Origin of the sequence: Sphingomonas sp. (assembly GCF_017745215.1) — a bacterium.
Taxonomy (GTDB): Bacteria; Pseudomonadota; Alphaproteobacteria; order Sphingomonadales; family Sphingomonadaceae; genus Sphingomonas.
In genome coordinates this window covers 46,267-58,505 of sequence record NZ_JAGHZV010000014.1, presented here as the reverse complement: position 1 = coordinate 58,505, position 12,239 = coordinate 46,267, and the positions used below count along the sequence as shown (strand labels likewise).

The 12,239-nt window shown below is 69.4% G+C and carries 11 protein-coding genes; 6 read left to right on the top strand and 5 right to left on the bottom strand.

Features of this window, described 5'->3' with window-relative positions; all coding sequences use genetic code 11:
• Window positions 1-13 precede the first annotated feature (13 nt).
• Entirely contained in the window at window positions 14-1,453 is a 1,440-nt protein-coding gene (locus tag J7495_RS14605) for an oligosaccharide flippase family protein (protein ID WP_294057445.1), read from the top strand.
• A gap of 76 nt (window positions 1,454-1,529) precedes the next feature.
• A complete protein-coding gene (locus J7495_RS14600; RefSeq protein WP_294057396.1) occupies window positions 1,530-2,291 on the top strand; it encodes a hypothetical protein in 762 nt (253 codons plus the stop codon).
• 12 nt (window positions 2,292-2,303) lie between these two features.
• Here the strand turns inward: J7495_RS14600 and purH are convergent, their stop codons facing one another.
• The 4 genes from purH to J7495_RS14580 all read right to left on the bottom strand — a co-directional run bounded on the left by purH (window position 2,304) and on the right by J7495_RS14580 (window position 7,745).
• On the bottom strand, window positions 2,304-3,875 hold the full coding sequence (gene purH, locus J7495_RS14595) for a bifunctional phosphoribosylaminoimidazolecarboxamide formyltransferase/IMP cyclohydrolase (protein ID WP_294057395.1): 1,572 nt from the start codon (window positions 3,873-3,875) through the stop codon (window positions 2,304-2,306).
• Window positions 3,876-3,922: 47 nt separating this feature from the next.
• On the bottom strand, window positions 3,923-5,656 hold the full coding sequence (locus J7495_RS14590; RefSeq protein ID WP_294057394.1) for a heparinase II/III family protein: 1,734 nt from the start codon (window positions 5,654-5,656) through the stop codon (window positions 3,923-3,925).
• A complete protein-coding gene (rpe, locus tag J7495_RS14585; protein WP_294057392.1) occupies window positions 5,653-6,312 on the bottom strand; it encodes a ribulose-phosphate 3-epimerase in 660 nt (219 codons plus the stop codon). The genes J7495_RS14590 and rpe overlap by 4 nt, the downstream gene beginning before the upstream one ends.
• A gap of 158 nt (window positions 6,313-6,470) precedes the next feature.
• Window positions 6,471-7,745, bottom strand: a complete 1,275-nt coding sequence (locus J7495_RS14580) for an RsmB/NOP family class I SAM-dependent RNA methyltransferase (RefSeq protein ID WP_294057391.1) — start codon at window positions 7,743-7,745, stop codon at window positions 6,471-6,473.
• Window positions 7,746-7,780: 35 nt separating this feature from the next.
• Here J7495_RS14580 and J7495_RS14575 point away from each other — a divergent pair, with 35 nt between their 5' ends.
• Window positions 7,781-7,942, top strand: coding sequence for a DUF1674 domain-containing protein (locus J7495_RS14575; RefSeq protein ID WP_294057390.1), 162 nt, complete (start codon window positions 7,781-7,783; stop codon window positions 7,940-7,942).
• A gap of 1 nt (window position 7,943) precedes the next feature.
• Here J7495_RS14575 and J7495_RS14570 read toward each other — a convergent pair whose 3' ends face one another.
• Window positions 7,944-8,150, bottom strand: a complete 207-nt coding sequence (locus J7495_RS14570) for a hypothetical protein (RefSeq protein WP_294057389.1) — start codon at window positions 8,148-8,150, stop codon at window positions 7,944-7,946.
• 177 nt (window positions 8,151-8,327) lie between these two features.
• Here J7495_RS14570 and ileS point away from each other — a divergent pair, with 177 nt between their 5' ends.
• From ileS to J7495_RS14555, 3 genes are read left to right on the top strand one after another with little or no spacing between them, the layout of a single operon-like run.
• On the top strand, window positions 8,328-11,174 hold the full coding sequence (ileS, locus tag J7495_RS14565) for an isoleucine--tRNA ligase (protein ID WP_294057388.1): 2,847 nt from the start codon (window positions 8,328-8,330) through the stop codon (window positions 11,172-11,174).
• Window positions 11,171-11,692 (top strand): signal peptidase II, encoded by a 522-nt coding sequence (gene lspA, locus J7495_RS14560; protein WP_294057387.1) that lies wholly within the window; start codon window positions 11,171-11,173, stop codon window positions 11,690-11,692. Before ileS ends, lspA begins: the two co-directional genes overlap by 4 nt.
• Entirely contained in the window at window positions 11,685-12,098 is a 414-nt protein-coding gene (locus J7495_RS14555) for a DUF3035 domain-containing protein (RefSeq protein WP_294057385.1), read from the top strand. The genes lspA and J7495_RS14555 overlap by 8 nt, the downstream gene beginning before the upstream one ends.
• Window positions 12,099-12,239 lie beyond the last annotated feature (141 nt).

The window sequence follows — 12,239 nt, the reverse complement described above, 5'->3', positions numbered from 1 at the left end:
GCGGACCAACATCATGGGGTTCTTCGTCCGGCTCGCCGGGCGGATGCCCTTCCTGTTCATTGCCGGCCGCGTCTATGGGCCCGAGCTTACCGGGCGGTTCGCGCTGCTCGTGCTCGTGCTCGAATGCGCGGCGCTGCTCGCGACGCTGGGACTCAAGCGCGGGCTCGCCCAAGCGCTCGCGCAGACCGACCGGCCGCACAGCCATGTCGTCGCCGACGCGCTCGTCGTCGCGCTGTTCGCCGGGCTCTGCGCCGCGGGCGTGCTCGCGCTCTTCCCCGAGATCATGTACCCCAACAGCCAGGTGCGCGGGCTCGACCGCGCGCTGGGGCTCATCGTCTTCGCGCTCGCCTGGTCCGACGTCGCTTTCTCGGCGCTCGCCTATCGGCACAATGTCGGCGCGCAGGTGACCGCGCGCGCGATCATCGAACCCTGGACGATCACCATCGCCGCCTGGCTGCTCTCCTATGTCGCGCACAAGGACGGGCTGATCCTCTCCTATGTCTGCTCGACCAGCGCGATGCTGATCGCCGCGATGGTGCCGCTGCTGCGCACCTACGGCCTGCCGCACGGCTGGAAGCCGCGCCCGGTCGAGCTCGCCGCCATGGCCCGTGCCAACGCCCCGCTCGCCGGCGCCGACGCGCTCGAATGGGGCAGCCGCAACGTCGACCGCTTCATCCTCGGCCTGATGTTCCCGCCCGCCTTCGTCGGCGTCTATTACATGGCGCAGCAGGTCGCGACGCTGGCGCAGAAGTTCAAGACGACCTTCGACCCGATCCTCGGCCCCGTGGTCACGCGCTGCCTGGCGGTGGGGGACAAGGCGTCGGTGGCGAAGCAGGTCCGCCAGGTCGCCTTCTGGATCGTCGCGGTGCAGGGGGCGGTGGCGATCTCGCTCGGCATCACTTCGGATGGCGTGATGGGGCTGCTCGGCCACCAGTTCGTCGCGGGCGCTGGCGCGCTCTGCATCCTGCTCGCCGCCGAAGTGCTCGCCGCGCCGGGTGCGGTGAGCGAAAGCGTGCTCGTCTATGTCGCGCGGCACCGCAACCTGATGGTGTCGATCTTCACGATCACGCTGCAGATCGCGCTCAGCTTCGTGCTGGTGCTGTGGCTGCGCGACCAAGGCTGGCCGCCCGCCTATCAGGCGGCGGGGCCCGCGGTGGCGCTTGCGCTGTCGCTCGCGATCGGCTCGGTGATCAAGGCGACGATGCTGTCGCGGCTGCTCGGCGCCGGCGTCTCGCCGATCCGATGGGGGCTGATCGCGGCGATGCTGGTCTGCGCGGGCGTGGGTGTGGGGATCAGCAGATTCCCCGAATGGGCGCAGCTCTCGATCGGCATCCCGCTGATGCTCGCCGCCTATTTCCTCGTGCTGTTTCGCCTCGCCTTCGGTCCCGAGGACAAGGCGCTGTTCCGCAAGATGCCGCGCGAGCAGCCCACGCTGATCGACGACGCGCCCTAAGGTCCGGATTTCGCTGGGCGACCGCCCTCGGGCACGATATGCATCGGCGGGACAAGGCGACTGAGGGGTTCGGGATATGCGTGGTATGATGGGCAAGGCCGTTCTGCTGGCCGCGGCGATCGGGCTGGCGGTGCCGGCGCTCGCCGCCACGCCGGGCGACCCCGAGGCGCTGATCTCGGCGACCGCGACGCTCAAGGCCAAGCTCGACGGTGCCGCCAAGACCGACCAGCCGCCGCTGCTCACCAACGGCGACGCCGCGCTGGTCCGCACGGCCTTCGACGCCGATACGGTGCGTGCGATCCCGGCCAATCCCGATGTCGCCGGCCGCGCCTGCACCGGCATTGGCCTGGCGATCGTCGCCTATGTCGACTTCGGCAACCGCCAGACCGGCGGCGGCTCCGCGCTCGACGCCTTCGTCATCAAGATCCAGAACGAAATGACGCTGAGCGCGGTCGCCGCCAATCTGTGCCTCGGGCGCGGCTTCCTTGCCGTCGAGCCGATCGTCGCGAAGATGGACGCGGGCAATCGCACGAACATCGCGCCGGCGCTGCGCCAGATGCACGACGGCGCCGACCAGACGATCAACGGATCGCTGTCGACCGTGGCGAGCCCGGAGTTCAGCGCCGCGAACCGCGCCAGCATCGTCGCCGCGCTGATCGAATCGGCGCCGCCGATTGCCGCCTCCTTCTCCCCCGCCGACCGTGCGGCGATGCACGACAAGGTGCTGGGCTATGTGAAGACGGCGCCCGCCGACATTCGTGCCAAGATCAATGCGCTGGCGGCGATCTACGCCAAGCCCGACTGCAACGCGATCTGCAAGGCGTCTGGCGGGAACTGATCCCGCCCCGCCTCAATGGCGGAAGTGGCGCATGCCGGTGAAGACCATCGCCAGCCCCGCTTCGTCGGCGGCGGCGATGACGTCGGCGTCGCGGATCGATCCGCCCGGCTGGATCACCGCGGTCGCGCCCGCCTCGACGGCGGCGAGCAGCCCGTCGGCGAAGGGGAAGAAGGCGTCCGACGCCACGGCCGAGCCGATCGTGCGCGGCTCGGCCCAGCCGGCCTTGTCGGCAGCGTCGCGGGCCTTCCACGCAGCGATCCGTGCGCTCTCGAGCCGGTTCATCTGTCCCGCGCCGATCCCCGCGGTCGAGCCGCCCCTGGCATAGACGATCGCGTTCGACTTGACGTGCTTGGCCACCGTCCAGGCGAAGAGGCAGTCGGCGAGCTCCTGCTCGGTGGGCGCGCGTTTCGTCACCACCTTGAGCTGGTCTCGCGTCACGATGCCGTCGTCGCGCGACTGGACCAGAAACCCGCCCGCGATCGACTTCATCGCGCGTCCGCGGCGGGCGGGGTCGGGAAGGTCGCCGGTGAGCAGCAGCCGCAGGTTCTTCTTGCGGGCGAACACCGCGCGCGCGGCTTCGTCGGCGTCGGGCGCCGCGACGACCTCGGTGAAGATCTCCGAGATCGCCTCGGCGGTCGCTTCGTCGAGGGGGCGGTTGACCGCGATGATCCCGCCGAACGCCGAGACGGTGTCGCAGGCGAAGGCGGCGCGATAGGCGTCGATCAGCGTCTCGCCCGTCGCCACGCCGCAGGGATTGGCGTGCTTGACGATCACCACCGTCGGCGGCCCGTCGCGGAACTCGCTGACCAGCTCGAGCGCGGCGTCGGCGTCGTTGTAGTTGTTGTAGCTGAGCTCCTTGCCCTGGACCTGGCGGGCCTGGGCGATGCCGTTCACCCCGCCCGCCGCCTGGGTGTAGAGCGCGGCGATCTGGTGCGGGTTCTCGCCGTAGCGCAGCTCGGCCTGCTTGATCATCGGCAGCGCCACCCGGTCGGGGAAGCGCTCGCCCTGGTCGACATGCGCGAACCAGCCCGAGATGGCGGCGTCATAGGCGGCAGTCGCCTGGAAGGCCTTCATCGCCAGCCGCTTGCGGTCGGCGAGACGGGTCGTGCCGCCGCTCACCACGCCATAGTCTGCCGGGTCGGTGAGGATCGCGACCGACTCATGGTTCTTCGCCGCCGAGCGCACCATCGAGGGGCCGCCGATGTCGATGTTCTCGATCACCGTCTCGCGGTCGGCGCCGCTCGCGACGGTCTGGGCGAAGGGGTAGAGGTTGACGACGACGAGGTCGATCGCGCCGATTTCATGCGCGTCCATCGACGCGACATGCTCGGGGTTGCCGCGCACCGCGAGCAGCCCGCCATGGACCTTGGGGTGGAGCGTCTTCACGCGCCCGTCCATCATCTCGGGGAAGCCGGTGAGCTCGGCGATGTCGCGGACCGCGAGCCCGGCGTCGCGCAGCGCCTTGGCGGTGCCGCCGGTCGAGACCAGCTCGACGCCGTGCGCCGCGAGCGACTGGCCGAGCTCGACGATCCCCGTCTTGTCCGAGACCGAGAGGAGGGCGCGCTTGATCGTGATGCTATCCATGGCGCGCCTCCCTAAGGATCATGCCGCCCGGCGCAACCCCATTCAGCCTACTTCGCCTTGTGGAAAGCCCAGCTCACGTTGGTACCGCCGGAGGGCGTGGTGCCGCTGATCACCAGCTGGCTGGTCGGCTGCGGCCGGCCACGCCCGTCGATCCACACGCTGTCTTCCACCGCCAGCCCACCCCCCTTGCAGCGGAACTGCCAGACGGTGCCGCTCGGCGCGCGCAGGAACGCCGCCTGATTGTCGGCGGTCAGCGCCACTTCGACGTGCGGCGCGAGGTGGAGGCGGATCGCGAACGGCGTCTCGCCCTTCTTGCCGCGCCGCCCGGCGGGGAGCAGCATGTCCTCGCCGCGGATGTCGCGCCCGTCGGGCCCCAGCGTGATCTGGCGGCGGTGGAGGAAGCCGTAGCGATTGGCATAGCCGTCGTGGCTCGCCTCGATCCGGCTCGACGTCTCGCTCTCGTGGCGCGACAGCTCGACTTCGCGCACGCCGCGGCCGAGCGTCCCGTCGGGCTGCACGGCAGTGGAATTGCTGTCGCCCACGATCAGCGTCGAATGCGCCGCAGTGGTGCGCAGCCCTTCGCGCAGCTCGGGCGGGACGACATGGTTCGCCATCCGCGCGCCGCCGCAATTGACGACGATGCGCTGCGCCCCGTCGGAGAATTCGAAGGCGAGCGTCGAGGCGCAGCCGCCCTCGATCGTGCGCGCGGCGGGCGGCGGCGCTGCGTCGACGATCAGCGCCACGCTGCCCGCCGAGAGCCGCTGATAGCCCCATTCGCGCGCCTGCTTGAGCGGGCGGGTGCGCACGCCCGTCGCTTCGATCGCCTGGGCGACGATCTCGCCCGAAATCGGCGCCGATCCCTGCCAGCTCGAAAGCCCACCGTCGCCGTGGCAGATGCCGAGCAGCGCCGTCACCATCTTGTGCTGCGCGGCTTCCATGAAGGCGGGCGCTTCCATCCGCCGCACGCCATAGGCGAGGATCAGCATCGTCAGCAGCCGCACGCATTCGAGCTGCCCCGCCGGCGAGCGCCCCGCGGTGCCGCCGTCGCTGAACATCAGCGCGTCGAGCGCGCGCTTGAGCCCGGCCTCGCCGAATGCCCGGCGTGGGTCGCCCCCCGGGATCATCAACCCCGCGACCAATACGCCGCACCAGGCCGCGAGCCTTGGTGCGCCCAGCGGCGCGCGCTCGGCGGTGCGGTCGAGATGGCGAGCGCCGCGCGCGAGCGCGTGGAGCACGGTCGAACGGTAGACGAGGTCCTGGGTCGAGAGGATCAGCGGCGCATGCGCGGTCCAGAACAGGATGCGCCGGCCCCAATTCTCCGCCTGCCAGGCCGGATCCGAGACCTTTTCGGCATGCTCCTCCAGCCACTTGCGCATGATCGCCTCGGCGATCGGCGCCGCCTGGACCCGCGTCGCGACCGAGGAGAGGTCGCGCAGCCAGGCGAAGCTCTGGAGATGCTCGCCGAACGCCGGCGACCAATTGGCCTTGGCGAAGTCGATCGCGGTGACCGCGCGCTCCTCGCCGCGGAACAGCACCACGCCGTCGAGCAGCGCATTGCCACGCTCGACGTCGCCGAGGAAGGGATCGTCGGCGACCGCGATCAGCTTGAGCGGGTGCCGCCCCTTCAGCCGCATCGTGTGGAGCGGCGTGCGCCAGGTCAGGCGGTGGAAGCGCTCGGACAGGCGCTCGGCGAGGCTCAGGCCACGGTCACCGCCGATGCGGATGAGCCGCTTGCCTTCCTCGACCCCGTCGGCGGCGGAGCCGGGGACTTCCGCGTTCAACCGCCTCTCAGCGCTGCGATGTTGTCGGCGTAGCGCTCGGGCCCGCCCTCGAAGGTCGCGGTGCCGGCGACGAGCACGTTGGCGCCCGCCGCGATCGCGCGCGGGGCGGTGGTCCGGTCGATCCCGCCGTCGACCTCGAGGTCGATCTCGCGCCCGCTCGCGTCGATGAGCCCGCGCAGGGCGGCGATCTTGGCGAGCTGCGACTCGATGAACTTCTGCCCGCCGAAGCCCGGGTTCACGCTCATCACCAGGATGAGGTCGAGCAGGTCCATGACATGCGCGACCGTGTCGACCGGCGTCGCCGGGTTGAGCACCACGCCGGCGCGCTTGCCCAGGCCCTTGATCGTCTGGAGCGTGCGGTGGAGGTGCGGCCCCGCTTCCGGGTGCACCGAGATGATGTCCGCGCCTGCGTCGGCGAAGCCCTGGAGGAAGGGATCGACCGGCGCGATCATGAGGTGGACGTCGAAGGGCTTGGTCGTATGCTTGCGCAGCGCCTTCACCACGCCGTGGCCGATCGTGATGTTGGGCACAAAATGCCCGTCCATCACGTCGACATGGATCCAGTCCGCCCCCGCGGCGTCGATCGCGCGTACTTCCTCGCCGAGCCGGGCGAAGTCGGCGGAAAGGATCGAGGGGGCGATGCGGACGGACGACATGGTGAATCCTTAGGGATAGCGCGAATCGCGCGCAACCGCCGGTGCGCCCCATCCACACCAATCGTCGCACATTGATCGTCACCCCGGCGAAAGCGGGGGCCCAGGGCAGCGGCGACGTCGCTCGTGGTCCTGGGTCCCGGCTTTCGCCGGGATGACGGCTATGGGGCGGAACGGCGCAATCGCGCGATGAAGAAGCCGTCGAGCCCGCCCTGCGCCTCGATCATGCCGGGGAGCGTGCGCAGCGTGCCGCCCGCGCGTGGCTCGACGCCGGGGGGGAGCTCCTCGGGCCGGATCGGGTCGACCGTATAGTCGGTACGCGCGTCGAGGAAGGCGGTGAGCTGCTCCTCGCCCTCGGCTGGCTCGAGCGAGCAGGTCGAATAGACCAGCGTGCCGCCGGGCTTCACCCAGTCCGCCGCGCGGGCGAGCAGCCGGGCCTGGAGCTCGGCCATCTCGGCGATGAGCCTGGGGCGGACGCGATGGAGCACGTCGGGGTGGCGTCGGAAGATGCCGGTGGCGCTGCACGGCGCGTCGAGCAGCACGGCGCCGGCAGGTTGGGCCGGCGCCCAATCGAGCAGGTCGGCGGCGGCGATGTCCGCGACCAACCGGGTGCGCTCGAGGTTCTCGCGGACGCGTGCGAGGCGACTTTCCGAAATGTCGACCGCAGTCACGTTCCAGCCGAAAGCCGCCAATTGCAGCGTCTTGCCTCCCGGCGCCGCGCAAAGGTCGAGCGCGGAGCCGCTGCCCAGCCCGATCAGCCGAGCGGGAAGCGAGGCGGCGAGATCCTGCACCCACCAATCGCCTTCGGCGTAGCCGGGCAGCTCGGGCACCGAGGTGCCGGCGGGCAGGCGGGCGTGGTGGGGGAGCAGGCTCACGGCGCCGTCGAACTCGGCCGGCGCCTGGAGCGTGAGGTCGAGCGGCGGCGGCGCGGCGATCGCCCTCGACGCGGCCTCAACCATGTTGTCGCCCCAGGCCGCCTGCCAGCGCATCGCGACGGCGTCGGGAAGGGCGGGGGTGTCGGGAAGCGCGGCATTCCTGCGCATCACTGTGCCGAACACGCCGTGGACGAGCTTGCGCGGGCCGCCGTCGACCAGCGGCAGCACGGTCGAGATCGCGGCATGCGGCGGCGTGCCCAGTGCGAGCGCCTGGACCAGCGCGATCCGGAGCGCGAAGCGTGCCTTGGCGTCGTCGGGCAGGCGCTGGCGGGTGGACGAGTCGATCAGCGCGTCGAGGTCGGGCAGGCGGCGCAGCGTCTCGGCGGCGATGGCGTGCGCGAGCCCGCGGTCGTTGGGCGCGAGGCCCTGCGCGGCGGCGTCGAGCGCCGCCTCGAGCGCGAGTCCGCGGCGCAGCACTGCATCGAGCAGCCGCAGCGCCGCGCGCCGGGCGGGGACGCCCGGGGCATCGGGGTTGTTCTTGACCGGAGGCCGGCTACGCACGATCTGGGACTCGCTCCATTCGAAAGAGAGTCCCCATGGGCCAACGCCCGAGCCATGTGAAGCCGCCGGCCTATCTCACGCCGAGCACGCCGGTGCCCGAGCCCCGGCCCGCGGTGCCGAGCGACGACGATCCGCTCGGCAAGGATCCCACGCGCTATGGCGATTGGGAACGCAAGGGAATCGCCGTCGACTTCTGAGCTAGTCGCCGGCCGCGACCAGCCCCAGAAGTTCGGCGTTTCGCTGTTCGCGCTGGAAACGGTGCAACCTCAGCCGCACGCGATGCCATTTGCCGAGTTCCTCCCACCGTGCTTCGGCTTCGGCGCGCTCGATTTCCTCGTCCAGCCTTGCGGTGCCGCCTGGCAGTTCGAGGAACCCGCGCGATAGGCCCGCAATCTCGTCGGACACGGAATACGCCCTCTCGCTACGCCCGCTGACATTTCAGCAGGCGAGGACAACGCGCCGATCCGACATTTGCTCCGCAAAAAACGCAGCGGGCCGAACTTTTCTCCGCAATTCGCCGCGCGCGTCGCACCAACAAGCGCTTTGCATGGGCACGGCACTTCCTCTAATCCCCGCGCTCTCATGAGCGACGCACCAGACTATAGAGACACGGTCTTCCTGCCGAAGACCGATTTCCCGATGAAGGCCGGCCTTGCGCAGAAGGAACCGGCGATCCTCGCGCGCTGGGCGCAGATCGGGCTCTACGAAAAGCTGCGCAAGGCCCGCGCCGGGCGCACGCGCTTCCTCCTCCATGATGGCCCGCCCTACGCCAACGGCGATATCCACATGGGCCATGCGATGAACAAGATCCTCAAGGACATCATCGTCCGCTCGCAGACGCTGATGGGCAAGGACGCGCCCTATATCCCCGGCTGGGACTGCCATGGCCTGCCGATCGAATGGAAGATCGAGGAAGCGTACCGCGCCAAGAAGCAATCGAAGGACGAGGTCCCCGCCGCCGAGTTCCGCGCCGAATGCCGCGCCTATGCCGCGCATTGGGTGGGCGTGCAGCGCGAGCAGTTCGAGCGGCTGGGGGTGATGGGCGACTGGGACCACCCCTATCTCACGATGGATTTCGACGCCGAGGCGACGATCGCCGGCGAGCTGCTGAAGTTCGCCGAGGAAGGCCAGCTGTACCGCGGCGCCAAGCCGGTGATGTGGTCGCCGGTCGAGAAGACCGCGCTCGCCGAGGCCGAGGTCGAGTATGAGGACATCGTCTCGACGCAGATCGACGTGGCGTTCGAGATCGTCGAGGCGCCGAACGCGCCCGAGCTGGTCGGCGCGCATGCCGTGATCTGGACGACCACGCCGTGGACGATCCCGGTGAACCAGGCTTTGGCCTATGGGCCGGAGGTTGAGTATGTTGTCGTTAGCGTAACAGACTACGGCAACGAACGTCGATTTGTGGTCGCGAAGGAACTCGCGCTCGCTTTTATGAAGCGCGCTGACTTGATGTCGATGATCGAAAAGACGGCGGAAGGCGCGCGACATCAATCGATCGTTGATCTTCCGAAGGGAGCCCTAGCCGGCGCCATCGCCCGCCACCCGATGCATGTGCTCGGCGGCTTCTTCGCCAAGCCGCGCCCGCTGCTGCCCGGCGACTTCGTCACCACCGACGCGGGCACCGGCCTCGTCCACATGTCGCCCGACCATGGCGAGGACGACTTCCTGCTCTGCAAGGCGCACGGCATCGACCCCGTCTTCGCGGTGATGGACGACGGCCGCTATCGCGACGACTGGGCATGGCTGGGCGGCAACCCGCTGTCGGTCATCAACAAGAAGCTCAACGCCGCCGAGGGTCCGATCTGCAGTGACCTGCGCGAGACCGGCGCGCTGCTCGCCGCGTCGGACGACTTCCAGCACAGCTATCCGCACAGCTGGCGCTCCAAGGCCAAGATCATCTTCCGCTGCACGCCGCAGTGGTTCATCCCGATGGACAAGCCCTCGGGCCAGGTCGCGGTCGACGTGCCGAGCCCGTTCGGTGGCGAGATCCCGATGCACACCGGCAATGGCCCGACGCTGCGCGAGCTCGCGCTCGACGCGATCCAGGTCACGCGCTGGGTGCCCGAGAAGAGCCGCAACCGCATCCATGCGATGGTGGAGGGCCGCCCCGACTGGGTGATCAGCCGCCAGCGCGCCTGGGGCGTGCCGATCCCGCTCTACGTCAACCGCAAGACCGGCGAGTATCTCAAGGACAAATGGGTCAACGCCCGCATCCTCGAGGCCTTCCGCCAGGGCGGCGCCGACGCCTGGTTCCAGGCCGACCACCAGGCGCTGCTCGGCGACAAATATGGCATCGATGAGTTCGAAGTGGTCAACGACATCCTCGACGTCTGGTTCGATTCGGGCTCGACCCATGTCTTCACCATCGAGAAGCGCTTCGGCGAGGAGGTCCGCGCCGACCTCTATCTCGAAGGGTCGGACCAGCATCGCGGCTGGTTCCAGTCGTCGCTGCTCGAATCGTGCGGCACGCGGGGCCACGCGCCGTACAAGGCCGTGCTCACCCATGGCTTCGCGCTCGACGGCACGGGGCGCAAGATGTCGAAGAGCCTCGGCAACGTCGTCGATCCGCTGAAGGTGCTCGGCGAGTCGGGCGCCGACATCCTGCGGCTGTGGGTCGCGCAGACCGATTATTTCGAGGATGTGCGGATCGGCAAGGAAGTGCTCGCAGGTACGTCGGACGCCTATCGCAAGCTCAGGAATACCTTCCGCTACCTGCTCGGCGCGCTCGACGGGTTCGAGGAGACCGAGACGCTGCCGGTCGCCGAGATGCCCGAGCTCGAGCGCTATATCGTCGGCAAGCTGGTCGCGCTCGACGCCGAGCTGCGTGCCGCCTCCGAAGCGTATGAGTTCAACCGCTACACGCGCGCGCTCACCGATTTCGCCAACGACGATCTCTCGGCCTTCTTCTTCGATATCCGCAAGGACTGCCTCTATTGCGAGGCGCCTACCGCAGCGAAGCGGCGCGCCTATCGCACCGTGCTCGACCTCCTGTTCCACGCGCTGGTCCGCTACGCCGCGCCGCTGATCCCGTTCACCGCGGAGGAAGTGTGGCAGGCGCGCTACCCGAGCGAGGACGAGTCGGTGCACCTGCTCGAATGGCCCGAGCTGCCCCCTGCCCCCGGCGTCACCGGCGACTGGGCCGCGGTCCGCGCGCTGCGCGAGAAGGTCACCGAAGCGATCGAGCCCTATCGCCGCGACAAGGCGATTCGCTCGAGCCTCGAAGCCGAAGTCACCGTGCCCGAGCTGCCGCTTTCCGCCGAGGAGCTCACCGAGCTCTTCATCGTCTCCAAGCTGTCCCAAGGCGGTGCGGAGGTCACGGTCGCGCCCACTCAGCGCCATAAATGCGGCCGGTGTTGGCGCCATCTTCCGGAAGTTGCGCACGACGGCACTCTGTGCGACCGCTGCGCCGGGGTGGTGAACGAATGAACGTGACTCGCGCGATCGGACTGCTCTCGGCAGTGCTGGTCTTCCTGATCGATCAGGGCCTGAAATATTATGTCACGGGACCGCTGGGGCTGAACTACCCTTATGCGGCGCTCACCGTGCTGCCGATCTTCGACCTGCGCTTCGTGCAGAACATCGGCGTGTCGCTCGGCATGTTCGCCGCGAACAGCGAGGCGATGCGCTGGATGCTCGTCGTGCTCACCGGCGCGATCGCCGCGGGCGTGCTCTGGTGGATGCTGCGCGAGCGCAAGCTGCCCGACGTCTGTGCGCTCGGCATGGTGCTGGGCGGCGCGGCGGGGAACATCCTCGATCGCATCCGCTTCGGCTATGTCGTCGACTTCGCTGACCTGCACTTCGGCGAGTGGCGCCCGTTTTTGGTCTTCAATGTTGCCGATGCCGCGATTACCATCGGAGTGCTGATCCTGTTGATCCGTGCCCTCCTCGTGCGTGACAAGTCCCGGAAAGCGCCGGATCCTGTGGAGAACAACGTCAATGCGTAAGTTGATCATGATCGCGGGCGGCCTCGCCCTTGCGGCGTCCCTCTCGGCGTGCGGGCACAAGGGCTATGACCGCGCCCGTCCCGACGAATTCGCCGTCGCGCGCCAGGCGCCGCTGGTGATCCCGCCCGATTTCGCGCTCGCTCCGCCCCAGCCCGGCGCGCCGCGCCCGCAGGACACGACGGCGGCTGCGCAGGGCCTCGACGCGCTGTTCGGCGGCTCGGCCGCGCGCAGCCCGGGCGAGAATGCCGTGCTCGATTCGGCCGGCCGCACCAGCGCCGACGGCGGCGCGCGCAGCTCGGCGGGCAGCCCCGACACCAATGTCGTCGACAAGGGCACCACCACCCGCGACATCATCGCCGCGCCGCAAGGCAACGGCCAGGACGCGCAGACCAGCACGCCGCAATAAGCGGCGGGCGGTCTCGGGCCGCCTTGCCCCGACTCGAAAGGCCGGCCGCCTCCGGGGCGAGCCGGCCTTTTCGTGTCCGCCCCTCCCGTGCTCGCGCCCCTCGCTTGCAGGACGGGGAGGAAGATCGAACCCCGGGCACAA